Annotated in this window: 17 protein-coding genes; 3 read left to right on the top strand and 14 right to left on the bottom strand. The window is 32.1% G+C overall.

All coding sequences use genetic code 11. The features are described 5' to 3' along the window. Positions 1 to 18 precede the first annotated feature (18 nt). Complete coding sequence (locus RM519_RS01580) at positions 19 to 1575, bottom strand: DEAD/DEAH box helicase (RefSeq protein ID WP_311591741.1); 1557 nt, start codon at positions 1573 to 1575, stop codon at positions 19 to 21. A 111-nt stretch (positions 1576 to 1686) separates the two neighbouring features. Between RM519_RS01580 and RM519_RS01575 the strand changes: the two genes are divergently transcribed. Continuing rightward, complete coding sequence (locus RM519_RS01575; RefSeq protein WP_311591740.1) at positions 1687 to 2262, top strand: pseudouridine synthase; 576 nt, start codon at positions 1687 to 1689, stop codon at positions 2260 to 2262. A gap of 263 nt (positions 2263 to 2525) precedes the next feature. Here the strand turns inward: RM519_RS01575 and RM519_RS01570 are convergent, their stop codons facing one another. Genes RM519_RS01570 through RM519_RS01550 form a run of 5 tightly spaced genes read right to left on the bottom strand, consistent with a single transcriptional unit; the run spans position 2526 to position 7067 of the window. After that, entirely contained in the window at positions 2526 to 3392 is an 867-nt protein-coding gene (locus RM519_RS01570; protein ID WP_311591739.1) for a 5-oxoprolinase subunit C family protein, read from the bottom strand. Further along, complete coding sequence (gene pxpB / locus RM519_RS01565; RefSeq protein ID WP_311591738.1) at positions 3392 to 4117, bottom strand: 5-oxoprolinase subunit PxpB; 726 nt, start codon at positions 4115 to 4117, stop codon at positions 3392 to 3394. Before pxpB ends, RM519_RS01570 begins: the two co-directional genes overlap by 1 nt. Next, on the bottom strand, positions 4104 to 4814 hold the full coding sequence (pxpA, locus tag RM519_RS01560) for a 5-oxoprolinase subunit PxpA (protein ID WP_311591736.1): 711 nt from the start codon (positions 4812 to 4814) through the stop codon (positions 4104 to 4106). The genes pxpB and pxpA overlap by 14 nt, the downstream gene beginning before the upstream one ends. After that, positions 4814 to 6016 (bottom strand): Nramp family divalent metal transporter, encoded by a 1203-nt coding sequence (locus RM519_RS01555; protein ID WP_311591734.1) that lies wholly within the window; start codon positions 6014 to 6016, stop codon positions 4814 to 4816. The genes pxpA and RM519_RS01555 overlap by 1 nt, the downstream gene beginning before the upstream one ends. Beyond that, on the bottom strand, positions 6009 to 7067 hold the full coding sequence (locus RM519_RS01550) for a DUF2891 domain-containing protein (RefSeq protein WP_432280177.1): 1059 nt from the start codon (positions 7065 to 7067) through the stop codon (positions 6009 to 6011). The genes RM519_RS01555 and RM519_RS01550 overlap by 8 nt, the downstream gene beginning before the upstream one ends. Before the next feature lie 197 nt (positions 7068 to 7264). Here RM519_RS01550 and RM519_RS01545 point away from each other — a divergent pair, with 197 nt between their 5' ends. Then, positions 7265 to 7699, top strand: coding sequence for a hypothetical protein (locus tag RM519_RS01545; protein ID WP_311591732.1), 435 nt, complete (start codon positions 7265 to 7267; stop codon positions 7697 to 7699). A gap of 58 nt (positions 7700 to 7757) precedes the next feature. Here RM519_RS01545 and RM519_RS01540 read toward each other — a convergent pair whose 3' ends face one another. From RM519_RS01540 to RM519_RS01515, 6 genes are all read right to left on the bottom strand, one after another. Next, positions 7758 to 8378, bottom strand: coding sequence for a trimeric intracellular cation channel family protein (locus RM519_RS01540; RefSeq protein WP_311591731.1), 621 nt, complete (start codon positions 8376 to 8378; stop codon positions 7758 to 7760). A gap of 1 nt (position 8379) precedes the next feature. Then, complete coding sequence (locus RM519_RS01535; RefSeq protein WP_311591729.1) at positions 8380 to 9147, bottom strand: sulfite exporter TauE/SafE family protein; 768 nt, start codon at positions 9145 to 9147, stop codon at positions 8380 to 8382. Continuing rightward, a complete protein-coding gene (locus tag RM519_RS01530) occupies positions 9148 to 9330 on the bottom strand; it encodes a zinc ribbon domain-containing protein (protein WP_311591727.1) in 183 nt (60 codons plus the stop codon). Position 9331: 1 nt separating this feature from the next. After that, on the bottom strand, positions 9332 to 11305 hold the full coding sequence (locus RM519_RS01525) for an alpha-ketoacid dehydrogenase subunit alpha/beta (RefSeq protein WP_311591726.1): 1974 nt from the start codon (positions 11303 to 11305) through the stop codon (positions 9332 to 9334). A gap of 91 nt (positions 11306 to 11396) precedes the next feature. Continuing rightward, positions 11397 to 11876: an Lrp/AsnC family transcriptional regulator gene (locus tag RM519_RS01520; protein WP_311591725.1), complete on the bottom strand. Its 480-nt coding sequence runs from the start codon at positions 11874 to 11876 to the stop codon at positions 11397 to 11399. Between the two features lie 89 nt (positions 11877 to 11965). After that, a complete protein-coding gene (locus tag RM519_RS01515) occupies positions 11966 to 13060 on the bottom strand; it encodes a M14 family zinc carboxypeptidase (RefSeq protein WP_311591724.1) in 1095 nt (364 codons plus the stop codon). Between the two features lie 284 nt (positions 13061 to 13344). Here RM519_RS01515 and RM519_RS01510 point away from each other — a divergent pair, with 284 nt between their 5' ends. Then, positions 13345 to 13734 (top strand): helix-turn-helix transcriptional regulator, encoded by a 390-nt coding sequence (locus RM519_RS01510; protein WP_311591723.1) that lies wholly within the window; start codon positions 13345 to 13347, stop codon positions 13732 to 13734. On the opposite strand, the gene RM519_RS01505 is transcribed toward RM519_RS01510, so the two are convergent. Together RM519_RS01505 and RM519_RS01500 are read right to left on the bottom strand one after the other, a co-directional pair. Next, entirely contained in the window at positions 13731 to 16184 is a 2454-nt protein-coding gene (locus RM519_RS01505; protein ID WP_311591722.1) for a M1 family metallopeptidase, read from the bottom strand. The genes RM519_RS01510 and RM519_RS01505 overlap by 4 nt on opposite strands. Before the next feature lie 139 nt (positions 16185 to 16323). After that, complete coding sequence (locus tag RM519_RS01500) at positions 16324 to 16872, bottom strand: GFO_1091 family lipoprotein (protein WP_311591721.1); 549 nt, start codon at positions 16870 to 16872, stop codon at positions 16324 to 16326. Positions 16873 to 16892 lie beyond the last annotated feature (20 nt).

The raw sequence follows: 16892 nt of genomic DNA, 5'->3' as shown, positions 1-16892 counted from the left end.
CCTAATAATTGTTAATGATTAATCTTCAGGTGGATACCCGTGAATCTCTTCAAACCTAAGATCAAAATTATCTCGCAAATAAAAACGTAGTTTTTTTCTATAATCTTCCCTCAACCAATCTACAAAGTTATGAGTACTTCTACATATACATTTTGTATACCTTCCAATTCTATAATCGATGTCTTCACCTAACAGCTTAGCCAATGCATATGCATCAAATACATCTTCACTATTCTCGATACAGATGGTTGCATGTTGAGCAATAGAACGCTCTAACACTACTTTAGATGATTCTCCTTTCTTTATAGAATCCAAATAACATTGTTTAATGTCAAAGTATACTTCCTCAGATTTTGCAAAGTCTTTTCTAAGATCATCTGGCATTTCGTATCTAAAGTTACTTTCAATCTCTTCATCATCTAATATCTTGTCTAAATAATAGTTAGGTGAAGTGAATATTTTCTGCCAATCTAAATCTGCACCCCAAGGTCCGAATCTGTGGAAATTATTTCCTAAATCAATAATTGAAAAGTTTGATTTTGCAGGTAATATACGAGATCCTCTACCAATCATCTGATAGTATAATGTCAACGATTTTGTTGCTCTATTTAAAATTACAGTATCTACTGTAGGTTCATCGAACCCTGTAGTTAAAATACTTACCGAAGTTAAAATAGCATTTGGAGTCTTTTTAAACCACTGTAATATAAAATTACGTTCCTTTTTAGTACATGTATTGTCTAAATGTGCAATTGGGTATCCGGCAGCCTTAAACGCTTCATAAACAAAAATAGACGTATTAATACCGTTGTTGAATATTAATGTCTTCTTTCCTTTAGAACGTTCCTCATAAGCCTTAATTAACTTAGACAACATGTCGTTGTTCGTATACAAGTCTTCTGAAGACTTTACCGTATAATCCCCGTTTGCACCAATTTCTAACGATGTCAGCCCAACATTATACGAGTAAAATTCTGGCTTTGCCAAAAACTCATTTTCAATTAATGATCCAATTGATTCTCCAACAATTAACTCGTTGTAATTGTCTTTCATTGGCAAATTCATATTCGAACTTAAAGGCGTCGCAGTAACTCCAAGAATAAAAGACTTTTCGAAAAATTTGAATAGTTTAGTAAATGAATTATAATGAGCCTCATCAATAATAACAAGCCCAATATCAGTCATATCAAACTTTTCATCATTTAAACGATTATTCAAAGTTTCAACCATTGCTACAAAACAACTGTATTCATTTTGATCATCTAACTTTGCCTTACTATCAATCACCTTATTCACCACATCAAATTCTGTAAGCATTTTTGACGTTTGCTTACATAATTCAATTCTATGTGTCAATACTAAAACTCTTTTGTTATGATGCTTTAAATATTGTCTAACAATTTCTGAGAAAATAACAGTTTTTCCACCACCAGTGGGCAATTGATACAACAAATGATAATCATCTGGGGCCTCTTCAAAACACTTGAATATTTTACTTATGGCACCTTTTTGATAACTATAAAGATCTTTACTTTGTTTGGTTTCTTCAATTAATGAGGTGGTTGCTTCGGACATGCTCTTAAATTTTTAACTTTGCAAAAGTACGTCCTTTCATTAGTTTATAACGAATTTATTTGTTGAAATTAATTAACAACGACACGGACAGTCGTATTTGCATTCATTTATATGCCGAAAAATTTCATTATTTGTAAGCCCGATGGTTATTTAAGTCAGTTTATAAACAATCAATCCAAGCGAAATAATAAACGCTTATTAGGTGAGTTATTTGATTTCCCGGAAGGAGCCATGGCTATTGGTCGATTAGATGAACCATCTGAAGGATTGCTTTTGATTACAACAGATGGTAAAGTAAGTGAGCACGTGCGTAGTACTAAAGTAGAAAAGGAATATTATGCGCAAGTAGATGGAATTATAACTTCAGAAGCCATCGAAATATTGAAAAATGGGGTTTCAATTGGCTTTGATGGTACCACTTACATCACCAAAAAATGTAAAGCAAAAATTGTAAACCCATCTATTGACTTTCCGATCCGAAAGAAAAAAATTAGGGATGAACGACATGGGCCAACAAGTTGGGTTGCTATTACATTAACTGAAGGTAAGTTTAGACAAGTTAGAAAAATGACGGCTGCAGTTGGTTTCCCTACTTTAAGATTAATTCGTGTAAGAATTGGCGCAATTCAACTTAATGGATTGCAAGCAGGAGAAGTGATTCCTGTAAATGGAAACTTCTGCCTTTAAGCCCCTTCACCAGTTTGTTTTAGAATCATAGGTGTTAAAATTTGTTAAATAGGTACTTTGTTTTGCATAGTACTGTAACAAATTATATTTACCGTCGTCTTATTAGTATAAAACAAACAATAACTTAAAAACATATATTATGAAAACGCAATTTATTGAATCACCAACAGAAGCTAAAAAATTTGTATTCTTTTCTAACTTTAAAAATAGTAAACGAATACGTTGGTCTCAGAGTAGACATTTCGCACACTAAAAACAACAGGTTAAGTTAGATTGATCGTGGGAGTTAATTCAAAAGAGAATTCATCTCCCACTTTTTTTTGCGCTAAAATTGCAATTGACAGTTCTGTCAATTGTAAAATTCTTGGATATCCGCCAGTTGTTTGTCCATCTTTCATTAGAACTACTAACTTTCCATTCGGTAAAAATTGTACCGTGCCTGGTATAACAGGACTTGTAATTAAAGATTCACGATGCCTAAACAGTAACTCATTTAATTGATATCCCATCCGATCATTATTATTCGAGACAGAAAATTTTTTATTAAATAATTGCGCAAAATCTTCTTTTTCAAATATTTCAAAATCTGGTCCTTTTGAAACTTGAATTTTATTTTTATCATAAAAATCTACTTTGTTAGCCACAGAAGCATTCATTAGTTGATTTATTGGGTTTCGATTAACTTGAACAGTTAACAAATCATTTTTTTCAATCTTGGCATTTTTGGTGATTGGATAAAATTGAGATCGACTGTTTAATATTTTTGAAGAGTCTATCCCTCCTCCTATCGCCAAATACGCTCGAACGCCTTTTTTTAACTTACCAAAAGATAGTACATCGTTTGTATTAACCTGAATTAAGCAATTGTTAGTTACGACTTTTCCGTTTAATTTTGGTTGCATATATGCCCCTACAATAGCTATAGCGTAAGATTGAAGGAACTGTAATTTAGGCCCAAGCATCGTAATCTCTAATAGAGCACATTCGTTAGTATTATTAACTAAAATATTGGCCAAGTTAGCAGATACACTATCCATGCATCCACTAGTAGGTACACCTTGATTTCTAAAACCAATTCTTCCTAAATCTTGAATAGACGTATAAAAACCCGGTGAAATAACTTTTATCATTAAACCACTTCTTTAAATTGATAAATGTTCGAAGTTATTTGGATTCTTATTAAATCATATTCTGCTTTACTAATTGACTTAAATCGAACTTTATCTCCTGCTTTTAAAAATGTAGGGAGCTTACTGTTAGCGTTGAACAAATTTAATGGAGTACTACCCACAATATGCCATCCTCCTGGAGAATTTTGAGGATAGATACCTGTCTGCTCACCACCAATTGCTACAGATCCCTTTAACACTTTAAGATTGGGTGTTGTTTTTCTAGGAATAAATAATTTCTTATGCAGGCCTCCCAAATATAAAAACCCCGGTAAAAAGCCTATCCCATACACCGTATAAGTCGTTTCACAATGCAATGCAGTAAATTCCGATTTTTGCATATTCTTTTGTTGCAAAAATGTGTTTAGATCCTGCCCAAATTCTTCATCGTAACAGACAGGAATTTCTATTGTTTTGGCTTTAAAAAAAGTTATTGAGTATTTGTTATGATAAATCACTTTCAAAGCATCAACTAATTCTGATGCCTTAATTATTTGATTATTAAAGCTAACCAACATAGATGCATATACTACGTTTATATCGGTTATTCCTTTTATATTCTTTGCTTTTAAATTTTCTGAATAATTACATATATCGGCTAGAATTGATTCATCAATTTTCTTGGGCCATTCGATCAAAATAGCACTTTCACCATATTTTTTGAATATTATTTTAAACCGAGCCATGAACTGCTTTTATTAATTCAAGTGCTTTTGGTGTATCAGAGTGAATACAAAAGGTGTCAGCAACTAATTTCATTTTTTGATTATTAATTGTTTTTACTTGACTTTTATTCAGAATCAATTGTACATGGTTTATCATCACTAATTTATCACTTATCAATGCATTTTCATTATTTCTAGACACTAAACTTAAATCGTCATTATAATTTCTGTCGGCAAAGGCCTCACGAACTATTGAAAATCTGTTTTTTAAAGCTAATTGTTCAATAATTGAGTTATTTGAAACAAATAATTTAAAAGAATCTTTAAAAGGTAAAATTGCCTTCAAAAATAGTGTCGCTTTAATCTCATCTTTCGATATATCATTGTATAAGGCTCCATGTGGTTTTATATGATGAATAGATGTACCTAATTTTGTAGTAATATCTTTAAGTGCATTTATTTGGTTTCTAATTGAATTTATCAAGGACTCTTCTGAAGTATTCATTGACTTTCTTCCAAAATTTTCTTTATCAGGGTACGACGGATGAGCGCCAATTAACACCTTGTTCTCAAGTGCCAAAGTTACCATTTCAGTCATCGAATTTATTGTTCCTGTATGACCACCACAAGCAATATTACAATAGAATAGATAAGGGAAAATATCTTTTTCATTTTTTGCACCTTCGCCAACATCACTATTCAATTTTAAAACTTTCATTAGAGTAATTCTATTACTTTAAGAATACTTTTTAAGCCTAATACTACTGTAATCAAAATGATAAGAACTGATAAAATATTTTGAAACCAACCATTTATATAAGTTCCCAGCACACTTGATTTATTGACAATCCATAATATAAGCATCCCTATCAATGGCAATAAAATACCATTTGCTATTTGAGCAAATTTAATTATTTCGATAGGCGCAAATTTTAAAGTTGAAAATACAACTCCTATAACTAATATAACACTCCAGGATAGTCTAAATCGTACGTCTTTCATGCCTGCATTCCATCCAAAACAACTATTTGCCACATATGCAGCGGCCAACGGCGCTGTAATTGCAGATGTAATTCCTGCAGCAAACAAGCCTACACCCAATAAATACTTAGCCGATGACCCATAAACTGGCTCCAACGCTTTTGCTAAATCTATAATATTAGAAACACTTCCCGTTCCGATAGCTGCGGCCGAAATTAGAATAGCCATTGATACTAATCCTCCCAAAATAACCGATATGATAGTGTCTTTTCTAGCAATGGAAACATCTTCTTTCATTTGCCACTTTTCTTTTGCTATTGAGGCGTGTAAGAACAAGTTGTATGGAACTACAGTAGTTCCAATCAACCCAATAATAGTTAATAAACTTTGATCAGGAAATGTTGGAATAAATGCATTTTTAATCAATTCAGAAATGTTTGGCTTTGTAAGCACTGCTGCTAGAATAAATGAAATACTCATTAATAATACAAGGAGTATTAAAATTCTTTCTAATACTTTATAATTACCAATGAATAGAAGTCCAAAAGCAATGGTGCCAATAATTAAAGGGTAAAACCTGCTGAATTTTTGTCCGAGCACCGCAGAAATTCCCAATGATGCACCTGAAATATTTCCAGCTTCATAGGCTCCATTTCCAACAATTACCGCTGAAATAATTAGGATTAAGACTAGTTTTCTCAAAAATGATGAAGGTATATTTTCCTTAATAACTTCTACCAAGCCTTTATTTGTTATAATTCCAATTCGAGCTGCCATGTCTTGCAACACAATTGTTGCAATTATGGATAATGTTAACGCCCACAATAAATTAAATCCAAATTGCACGCCTGCAATAGTGCATAAAGTTACTGTACCTGGACCAATAAATGCTGCAGCAATCAAAGTTCCCGGACCAATATTTCGAAGCCATTTAATCATGTTTTACTTCTTTTAAAGCATAAATCGCAAAAGACCCTAACCAATGAGAACCTTCATAATTATCACCAACGAGATTAGGCAAAGAATAATTTATATGTTCAAATGCAATTTCTTCTAAATATTTATATTCCTTAAACTGATTTGCCAACCCTAACAAACACCAAGCTCTACTAAAGTTTACACCATCTAAATGCACCAATTTACCATCACTTCTATCTGAAACTTCACCAACCGCTAATTGGTATTCAGGAGATTGTAATTCGGGTAAAAACTTTAAAATCCAGCCTTTAAATTCTTCTTTTGGAAGCACCTTTCTCATAATATTCATTTCTTCTAGGCATGGAGATAAGAAATCAAACCCACTAGGCTCCCAACTTATAGGGCAATTAGTGTCATTTATGAAAAAATCTCGAGATCGGTCTTCTATTAAATACTTCAAATCTTCATTTCCAGTAGTTAATGCAAAATCATATGCGAATGATAATCCAAAAGCTGTATTGGAATGCTCTCCTACCCTAATTGGATAATTCAACTTTGGTAAAAATTCTATATAACCATCTATAATAATGTTTACAAGAGGCTCTAAATTCATTTCTAATTTTCTTGCCACTGGATCATCCCATAATTTTATTTCTTCCGCAAGTTTTAACAACCATGCCCAACCGTAAGTACGCTCAAAAGACTTATTGTATTTAGGCTCAAAATATTCCATTTCTAAAGCAATATTTTCCTTAGATATGTTTTCTAGCAATCGCTTTTTAATCAAATCTGCATCATCCAAATTTGGAAATTGCCGCAACAATGCAACCATTGACCAATGCCCATGAACTGCAGAATGCCAATCGAAACATCCATAAAATGCGGGGTGTAATTCCTTTGGAGAACGAATATCAGCCCCTGTTCCTAGGGTTTGATTTAATTTATTTGGATATTCAACTTGAATGCAATTTAGAGGTAAAGAAACCAGTTTATTTGCTTCTTCTAGGTTAATTCCTAAAAGCTGCTGATCAGAACCTTGGGAAAAAGAATTAAACACAATTCCAAGGGTCATAATTAATGTTACTATTTTAATAATTTTCATAGTTAATTTTCAGAATAAAAAGTTGAATTTAAAACATTTCATATTTATGTAAAAATAATTATTTACTACAATTTTTCACGCACAGATAACGATTCATTAAATATTACAAATTTCGAATTCACAATATATTACTATATTAGTAAAATACTAACTTAAAACAATTTACAATGACAGATTCAACTAACAAACCAACTACAGGATTTTGGGTGATTTCAGTAATTGCCCTTATTTGGAATTTAATGGGTGTTATGGCTTACATTGGTCAAGCTTATATGACGGATGAAGCCCTTTCCGCACTTCCAGAAGCAGAGCAGGCTTTATATGAAAACATACCTGCATGGGCTACAGCAGCCTTCGCAATTGCCGTTTTTGGAGGAGCACTTGGTAGTTTATTAATGCTACTAAAAAAGAAAATGGCTTCTACCATATTTACCATTTCAATGTTGGGTATAATAGTACAAATGATATACAATCTATTTATGAGCAAGGCTACTGAAGTATATGGTCCGGGAGGAATGGTAATGCCTATTATGGTTATTATTATTGGTGCTTTTCTTGTGTGGTATTCAAAAAAAGCAACTTCAAATGGATGGTTATCTTAATAAAGATGTTCAATAGAAAATATTAAGCAGTACTTATCGGTACTGCTTTTTTTTTAATCTACTTTCCAAATACATCGTCTTTTATTCTAGGTAATTGCAATTTATATTTTACCGCTAATATTCTTATTATTATTACTGTTGCCATTGTTGCAGAAAACTGTATTGTATATGGCAATTCAAAGTAATATGTAGCCAAATAAACCATTCCTCCCAGCAAGCATGCAGAGGCATATATTTCTTTTTTGAATATAAGCGGAACTCTATTTGTAAGTACGTCGCGTATAACTCCACCCATTACAGAAGAAACCATCCCCATCACCAACGCTACAAATGGATGCAAGTCATAATTCAGTCCTTTTTGAACTCCTAATAATGTAAATACTCCTAGTCCAATTGTATCAAATAAAAACATGGTTTTACTCAATGGTGCAATTTTACTTCTAAATAAATATGTACATGCTACGGCAACTAAAATTGTCCATATATAGTTTAAATCTCCAATCCAATTTATGGGGTGTGCATCTATTAATACATCTCTTGTCATTCCTCCACCAACTGCTGTTGCAAAAGCAATTATTACCACACCAAACAAATCAAAATTCCTTCTAGAAGCAACCAAAGCCCCGCTAATTGCGAATGCAAAAGTCCCTAAAATATCTAATATATATATTGCGTCCATATCAAGCTCTTAACAGCATAATAATTCCACCAATGGCGGTAATTACTAAGATAAATTTTCTATAATTTGTATTTGACAATTTTTTAACTATTCTAACACCTACTAAAAATCCTAATATAATTGTAGGAATTAAAGTAACATTAACTGCAACTGTTTCGATAGAAATTGTTTCCCAAACAAAAATATGAAATGGAACTTTAAATACATTTACGATAAAAAACAACCATGCAGCTGTACCAATAAATTCGTTTTTTGGGAACTTGATTGCCAAAAAATAAATATTAGCTATAGGCCCAGCAAGATTGCCAATCATGGTAGTGAATCCAGCTAGAAACCCCATAGAGCCCCCAAACACTTTATTTGTAGGTACTAAATTCGTTTTTTTTCTTTCAAAAATAAACAACAGAATTACACATCCAATTATAATAACCGCCATCAACTTTTTAAAGAGTATTTCTGAAATATCATTACCTACCCAAACACCAACAAGCACTCCTACTAACATCCATGGAATTAGCTTAATTACGATATTCCATTTTACATGTCTCTTGTAGTAGGATACGGCTAAAATATCAGCAAAAACAAGCATTGGTAAAAGCATACCTGTAGATGGTTTTTCTCCAAAAACAAAGGCAAGAATTACGACTATTATCACTCCGAAACCTTTAATTCCTGCCTTTCCCATTCCTAAAATAAAGGAAGCTGTTAAAATAAAAATCCAGTCCAAAACTGAAATGTGAAACGATTTTAAAATTTCTAAAAACTCCATTTATTGTTCGATATTTATAGCTGAAAAGTGTTGTAATTCTCTATTACTAAACGCTGCAGAAAACTGAATTGGATTACAACAAACTTCGCAATCCTCTATACTCGTGTTACTTTGTATAGAAGTATCTAATAAAAATGAAATTTGTTCCCAACAATATGGACATTGAAAAAAGTGCTCTATCATTTTAATATAATAATAATTCCTCCAGTGTCTCTGAAAATCGATTCTTAGCCAAATAGATATCTTCTAAATTCTTGGCAAATGGAATCGGTGTTTCTAAACTTGCACATCTTTTAACAGGTGCATCTAAATAACTAAAGCATTGCTCTGAAATAGTGGCCGCTATATCAGAAGACACTCCGCCAAATAGTGAATCTTCTTGTAGAATAATTACTCTTCCTGTTTTTTTAACAGATGTAATTATTGTTTCAATATCTAAAGGGTATAAGGTTCTAAGGTCAATTAAATCGGCGTTAACAGTGCTTTTATTTAATTCGTCTAACGCCCAATGTACGCCTAAACCATAGGAAACAACAGTCACTTCATTTCCTTCTTTTATTAACGCTGCTTTACCAAAAGGAAGGGCGAAATAATTTTCTGAAACGTCTTGTCGTAAGGATCTATATAAGGCCTTATGCTCAAAAAACAGAACTGGGTTCGGGTCCTCAATAGCGCTAGCTAAAAGACCTTTTGCATCTTGAGGAAATGCTGGATAAACTACTTTTAAACCTGGAACCTTGGTAAACCATGCTTCATTAGTTTGACTATGAAAAGGTCCAGCACCAACATCTGCTCCGCAAGGCATTCTTAATACAATATTTGCAGTTTGCCCCCAACGATAAAAGGATTTAGCAAGAAGATTTACAACAGGATTAAACCCTGAAGAAACAAAATCACTAAACTGTAATTCTACTACGCTTTTAATTCCATTAATTGAAAGCCCATATGCCGTCTCTATAATGCCAGATTCGCAAATCGGCGTATTCCTAACTCTTTCTTTGCCAAATTCTTCTACAAAACCTTCAGTAATTTTAAAAACACCACCGTATTCAGCAATGTCTTGTCCCATTATAACTAAATCTTCATGTTTCTGCATTCCTTGCTTTAAACCTTGAGAAATAGCATCAATTAACCTTAAATTTTTCTTTTTATCACTTGGCTTAATGTATTCTATTTCAGATTCTTTATAAACATCGTTTAGTTCTTTTTCAATCGTAGATTCCACGACGCTTTCATCAAAGGCAATTTTTAAATGATCATCAATCTCCTTCTTTATTTCGCTCTTGAACGCTTCATTAGTTTCTTCTGAAATAAGATTTTCTTTCAATAAAAAATTGAAATAATTATCTATTGGGTCTTTTTTAGCCCACTCCTCTTGCAATTCTTTTGGAACATATTTAGTACCGCTCGCCTCTTCGTGTCCTCTCATTCTAAAGGTTTTAAACTCTAAAAGAATTGGCCGTGGGTTTTCTCTTAGGTCTGAAATAAGATCATTCATCAAATTATAAACTTCTAAAACATTATTCCCATCAACGATATGGCTTTCCATTCCATATCCTATACCCTTATCTGCTACATCAGGATTCTTGAATTGTTCTATTGAAGGCGTTGAAAGTCCATATCCGTTATTTTCTACGCAAAAAAGAACAGGTAAATTCCAAACAGATGCAATATTCAATGCTTCATGAAAATCGCCTTCACTCGTTCCTCCCTCTCCAGAGAAAACAGCTGTGATTTTCTTATTGTTCTTTAAAAGATTTCCTAATGCTATTCCATCGGCAACTCCCAATTGTGGTCCCAAATGAGAAATCATACCAATTATATGATATTCTTGAGTGCCAAAATGAAAAGACCGATCTCTTCCTTTTGTAAAGCCACTCAATTTTCCCTGCCATTGTGCAAACAACTTCTTTAACGGAATTTTACGCGTTGTAAATACTCCCAAGTTTCGGTGCATTGGCAAAATATATTCGTCATCATTTAAGGCCGAAGTTACACCTACAGCAATCGCCTCTTGTCCAATACCAGAAAACCATTTAGAGATTTTTCCTTGACGAAGCAACAACAGCATTTTTTCTTCAATAAGACGGGGTTTTAAAAGTAATCGATACAGCTCTACTAGTTGAGCATCAGAAATTCCTTCTCTTTTATAATTCATTTAATGCAATTCTATTTGAATGCTTAAATATAGTACAATAAAAAAATCCTCATCAAATAAATGATGAGGATTTAATTTAAACTTTTGAATTTTAGTATTCTCTGAAAACAGAATGCATCAATCTCTTCTTGTCATTAATACTCTCTTCCAATGAAATCATAGTTTCTGTTCTCGCTACACCTTCTATGTCATCTACTTGAAAAATAATTTCCTTAGCATGATTTGTATCCTTTGCTCTAATTTTACAAAAAATATTGTACTTGCCTGCTGTAATATATGCAACAGTAATATTTGGTATTCTTCTCAAATCCTCAATAACTTGTTTAGATTTCGAGGTTTTTTCAAGAAATATTCCTGTATGAGCAATAAAGGAATAATTCATCTTTTCATAGTCAATTGTTAATGTAGATCCTTTGATTATGCCTTCCTCTTCCATTTTCTTTACGCGCACGTGAATTGTACCAGCGGAAACAACTAATTGCTTTGCAATATCTGTAAATGGTGTTCGAGCATTTTCAATTAAAACATCTAAAATTTGATGATCAATTTCATCTAAAACAAATTTTTTCATAATTGATAGTAGTTAGTAAACAATAAATATAATGCAATATTACTAAAAATATTTTAATAAAACCTTCATTTAATTATTATATACATAAATTACATTTGATTAAATGGTTTATTCTCTAAATCGATTTCGACATGGCCGTAGTGCACTTCTCCATGCCTAATTACCTCTGAAAAATTGTATTTAACCAACTTATTATCAATAACTTTGTATTTGAAAAGCACTCCGAAATCTACAATGGATTCCATGCGATTCTCTACTAATTTCGCGTTTCTATAGACTATGTCATAGAACTTTTTATCGTTATTAGGTATTTCGAAATAAGATTTATAGTGGTTATAATCATCATTGTTTGATAAGAATACAAGACCATCTATTAAAGCAAAGAAATTATACTTTCTCGTTATTTCACGTTCGTAATCCTCTTGGAAATGTCCTGCTTCTATTAAAATTGTATTATATCCTAATTTTTGGAAATTATCTCCTGTTGCAGTTGGGTAATATTCATCTGTATAACGTCCTATGTGATTTGGAATACAGGATTGAAGAAAATTATTCATCGATACAATTACACTCATAGTTTCTGTTCTGCCCTTAGTAATCTTTCTTGTAATTTCTTCAGATGGGGCTAAAAATGAAATAGTAGCCGGATTCTTTGTTCCTTTTACATTAAAAATAGTACGTTGATCGTGTAGGTTAAAGCAAAATTGAGGGTCAAAATCTTCCAATTCCTTCCTTAGTAACCTACTTTCAATTGCATTTAAATCAACCGCATCTCTATTTAAATCAATTTCATTTTCGTTTTCGCGAGTATACTTAATGGCGCCATCTGGATTAAGCATTGGAATAAAAACAATAGTGCACTCTTTAAGTATTGTACTTTTTAAATTATCAAATTCTTCTGGGTTTCCGAAAAAATTGAATAAATCAAAAACAGCCTTAGTTCCTGTACTTTCATTTCCGTGCATTTGAGACCAAATTAGAATTCTCTTTTTACCAGAACCAATCTTGATTTTATATATCGGAATTCCACGAACCGAATCACCCAGTTTTTCAACTTTAAAAGTATTTGACAAATCATTTATTAGAGGCTCAATATCCTTAAATAAAATTCGTAATCCCTTTAATTTATTCTGAAAATTTGAAGCATACCATTGCTCAATTTTCGATTTATCAAGTGCTTGCATGCGACAAAAATAATCATTCACAAGTTTACATTTGTAACAGAAAGAAAAAAATTATAAGATTGAAGATATAGGTTTGTAAAATTGAATTATTTATTAAATAACTATCTAAAAATAAGCGATAAGTGTTATTTATAATGAATTGTTAAAATGCTTTATTTTAGAGAGTTGTACATGTAATATAAACTAATTGTTTAATGAAAATTTAATCTAGTAAAATTATTGCTTTTAGTCAATTGAAATGCTAAATTTGCATTATATTACAATTGTAACACTGCTTGTGATCCATGGTTAACAACTTAGAATTTTCTGATAGACTTAAAATCGTAATGGAATATTACGATTTAACTTCTACAGCATTGGCAGATTCTATTTCGGTGCAACGATCTAGTATTTCACATCTACTTTCGGGCCGGAATAAACCAAGTTTAGATTTTGTTTTAAAAGTATTACAGAAATACCCAGAAGTAGAATTATATTGGTTAATGAACGGGAAAGGAGATTTTCCAAAAAAGGAAATTTTAAGATCTGAGCCTACTCCACTCCTTTCAAATGTAATTGAAAGTATTTCAAAACCAATCAAGTCAATAGAGAAGATTGAAGAGAAAAAAACGGAAGAAATTGAAAAAATAGTGATTTTTTACAAAAATGGCACTTTCAAAAGTTACCTTCCTTAATTAACCAATTTAGACATTCCTATTCTAATAATATTTTCTAATTCTTTTCTGTTAGAATGATTCTCTTCTTTTTGCAAATACTGCATTTGTCTTAAGAAGTTAATCGAGGCTTGGTCACCACCCTCTTCTTTGTATTGTCTACCTATTGCAACAAACCCATCAACGACATTGGTAATAGCCTCTAAATTATTACTTCTAGCAATCCATTCGAATGCTTCCTTATAGGTGTCTGCAATTTTCGCATCTTGAATGAAAAAGATTCCGCGCATTAAGTGTTTAGCAATAAAAGGCATGTGTTTTTCTTCCTTTTTTTCTAAATAATAACCTGTTAACAATGCTGACATATTATCTTTTACTTTTTCTGGCAACTCATCAGCCTTCTCTATTGCCAACTCTTTGTTTAAATGATAAACACCAACAATACCACTTTCAATAATTGCATAAGATTCGCTTTCCATCATTTCTAAAAAATAATTCAGATATGAAGGTTCCACTAATTTCGCCAACGTAGTAATTGCAGCCGCTTGTACAAGTGTATTAGAATCATTCTTCGCAATCTGTTGCACTTTCTCAATCTCTCCTCCCTTAAGATGTTTATTAATGAAATTTATATTTTCTAACGCCAATATTCTTAAATGATGAGAATCATCGTTTAAAGCCTTGGTCACAGTTTTAAATGCCACTTTCTCTTCTTGCTGCTTAATAACTATTTCTAAAGCCTCTTTTCTGGCTACATAATCCTTAGAGTTATTAAATTGAAAAACCGCTTCTTCCAAAGATTTAGCATGTGCAATTTCCGCCAGTAGTGCCCCCTTTGGATTCACCAAAACTAAACTAGGCTTATCACTAGTAGAAAATGAAAAACTACTGTATTTATTATTTACCCACACATCATATGAAGATTTTTGACCATTACTTTCATATACTTCTATAGTTAATGGAAATTCAAAAACTTTTCCAGCTTGACTAATATTAACAGTTACTTTATTATTAAATCCGCCAACCTCATGCATTACTAGCAATTCTGGGTGACCATTACCTAAAAACCATTGATTAAAAAACCAATTCAAATCTTTACCACTAATCTCTTCAAAAACCAATCTTAAATCATGTATTTCTGCTGTTCTAAATTTGAAATCAGATAAATATTTAGTTAGACCGGCAAAAAATTGATCATCGCCCAAATAGTTTCTTAGCATATGCAGTATCATTCCTCCCTTTTCATAACTTACAGCATCAAACATATCATCTCTGTCTGCGTATTGAAAACGAACTAAATCCTTATCCTTATGATTCTTTTCTTTATCAAAGTAAACCTCTCTATTTCTAAGCAACATTTCATTAGCATAATCCTTACCATAAGCATGCTCAAACCACAAATATTCTCCATAATTAGCAAAGGCCTCATTTAAGGCTAAATTACTCCAACTTTCCGCTGTAACTATGTTTCCAAACCAATGATGAAAAATCTCATGCGCAATTGTTGCTTCCCAAATATTCTCATCAATAAGTTCTCCTTTTTCTTGATAGGCACTCTTGTCGTGGGTCACTGCTGTAGTATTTTCCATTGCTCCACTAATATACTCCCTCACGACTATTTGGCTGTATTTATCCCATGGGTACTCAACGTCTAATAGTTCTTCATAGAAACTCAACATTTCCGGGGTTTGCCCAAAAATTTCCTTCGCCACATCTTCATATTCTTTTTCTACATAATACTCAATAGGTTTACCTTTCCATTTCTCTTTTACAATGGCAAACTCACCTATACCCATAAAAACTAAATATGGAGCATGTTTTTGATCTTGTTTCCAATAATCTGTTCTCGTACCATCACTGTTTTCAACTTGATTAATTAAAGTTCCATTTGATAATGAAACATACTTGTTAGGAATGGTTATATTAATCTCTTGTGACGTTTTTTGATTTGGAGCATCTATAGTTGGAAACCATACACTATTACTTTCAGTTTCTCCCTCAGTCCATATTTGCGTTGGAGTATTCGGATCTTGCCCTTTAGGATCTATAAAATAGATTCCTTTTCGAATGTCATTTTTATCTTTATCTTCATTTGCAAATTTTTCAGGTCTTGCAGTATAGTTAATATAAATTGTAAACTCCTCATCTTTTGCATATTCTCTGTCGAGTTCAACAATAAGTTCTCTACTCTCAAAATAATTATACTCAAGATCCTTCCCATTCATTTGCACACTATGAATATGCATACTTTTTGCATCTAAAGTTAATTTTGAAGTTGGATTAAAGTGCGGCTTAGCCGAAATCCAAGCCTCTCCCATAAGAAGGCTCTTCGGAATGTCAAAACTTATGTTTAATTTGGTATGAACAAGATTGTTTATTTTTTGCCTTTCCGCTCTATACCTGTTAGTTTGAGAATAAGAACATAATGAAAAACTTAAAAAAAGTAGAATTACGAGGTTTTTAATGCGCATAGTGTTGTGTTCTAAAAACAAAGAAACGCAAAAATATAAGAATTGACGATATCATGGGTTAATGTATCGTTAAAAAGAAAAGAGTACAAAACTTATGTTATGTACTCTTTTCTATAAAATTTGATTAATTCTAAATTTATTATTCACTCACATTTTTCATGAATGATGTTATTTGCTGAATAGATGCTGAATCATCATCAATATTTACCTGTTGTGCCAACTCCATCATTTTAGAAGGCTCCATACCATCACCCAAAACTCTAACCAAGGCAAATCCTAATTCCTTATCCGCTCCATAAAAAATCACTTCATCAATAGCATCTTCTTCTCCTAAAAATTTAACAACTAATGATTTGCCACCACTTCCAACTCTAATTAAATCCTGGTATTTTGGATTCTTCAAGATCTCCTTAACTTTTTGTTGCTCCGCTTTATATTCCTCTGTGTTATCCTCTGTAATTTGATATCCTAAGAAATTAATTTTCTTAATAGATTTTAGCGTCTCTCTGGTTTCTTCTGAAGCGTCTTCCTCTTTTAAACTTACTATACTAGCAGGAATGTCTAAGGCAATAAATTCAGTACTTGCCTGACTATCTACATAATATTTTTGTAATGAAGGATACTGATCACAAGAAACGAAAATTAAAGCCGTTAAAGCGATGCATATATATTTAAAACTTTTAGTCATAATCGTTTAATTTAAAAGAA

This window comes from Urechidicola vernalis (assembly GCF_031846385.1).
In the GTDB taxonomy this organism is placed as follows: domain Bacteria; phylum Bacteroidota; class Bacteroidia; order Flavobacteriales; family Flavobacteriaceae; genus Urechidicola; species Urechidicola vernalis.
This window is presented reverse-complemented; position numbering and strand designations above follow the sequence as displayed.

What these genes read in the sequence shown, in the direction of transcription:
- RM519_RS01580 (WP_311591741.1), bottom strand. Translation starts at nt 1,575, where the DNA reads ATGTCCGAAGCAACCACCTCATTAATTGAAGAAACCAAACAAAGTAAA.
- RM519_RS01575 (WP_311591740.1), top strand. Translation starts at nt 1,687, where the DNA reads ATGCCGAAAAATTTCATTATTTGTAAGCCCGATGGTTATTTAAGTCAG.
- RM519_RS01570 (WP_311591739.1), bottom strand. Translation starts at nt 3,392, where the DNA reads ATGATAAAAGTTATTTCACCGGGTTTTTATACGTCTATTCAAGATTTA.
- pxpB (WP_311591738.1), bottom strand. Translation starts at nt 4,117, where the DNA reads ATGGCTCGGTTTAAAATAATATTCAAAAAATATGGTGAAAGTGCTATT.
- pxpA (WP_311591736.1), bottom strand. Translation starts at nt 4,814, where the DNA reads ATGAAAGTTTTAAAATTGAATAGTGATGTTGGCGAAGGTGCAAAAAAT.
- RM519_RS01555 (WP_311591734.1), bottom strand. Translation starts at nt 6,016, where the DNA reads ATGATTAAATGGCTTCGAAATATTGGTCCGGGAACTTTGATTGCTGCA.
- RM519_RS01550 (WP_432280177.1), bottom strand. Translation starts at nt 7,067, where the DNA reads ATGACCCTTGGAATTGTGTTTAATTCTTTTTCCCAAGGTTCTGATCAG.
- RM519_RS01545 (WP_311591732.1), top strand. Translation starts at nt 7,265, where the DNA reads ATGACAGATTCAACTAACAAACCAACTACAGGATTTTGGGTGATTTCA.
- RM519_RS01540 (WP_311591731.1), bottom strand. Translation starts at nt 8,378, where the DNA reads ATGGACGCAATATATATATTAGATATTTTAGGGACTTTTGCATTCGCA.
- RM519_RS01535 (WP_311591729.1), bottom strand. Translation starts at nt 9,147, where the DNA reads ATGGAGTTTTTAGAAATTTTAAAATCGTTTCACATTTCAGTTTTGGAC.
- RM519_RS01530 (WP_311591727.1), bottom strand. Translation starts at nt 9,330, where the DNA reads ATGATAGAGCACTTTTTTCAATGTCCATATTGTTGGGAACAAATTTCA.
- RM519_RS01525 (WP_311591726.1), bottom strand. Translation starts at nt 11,305, where the DNA reads ATGAATTATAAAAGAGAAGGAATTTCTGATGCTCAACTAGTAGAGCTG.
- RM519_RS01520 (WP_311591725.1), bottom strand. Translation starts at nt 11,876, where the DNA reads ATGAAAAAATTTGTTTTAGATGAAATTGATCATCAAATTTTAGATGTT.
- RM519_RS01515 (WP_311591724.1), bottom strand. Translation starts at nt 13,060, where the DNA reads ATGCAAGCACTTGATAAATCGAAAATTGAGCAATGGTATGCTTCAAAT.
- RM519_RS01510 (WP_311591723.1), top strand. Translation starts at nt 13,345, where the DNA reads ATGGTTAACAACTTAGAATTTTCTGATAGACTTAAAATCGTAATGGAA.
- RM519_RS01505 (WP_311591722.1), bottom strand. Translation starts at nt 16,184, where the DNA reads ATGCGCATTAAAAACCTCGTAATTCTACTTTTTTTAAGTTTTTCATTA.
- RM519_RS01500 (WP_311591721.1), bottom strand. Translation starts at nt 16,872, where the DNA reads ATGACTAAAAGTTTTAAATATATATGCATCGCTTTAACGGCTTTAATT.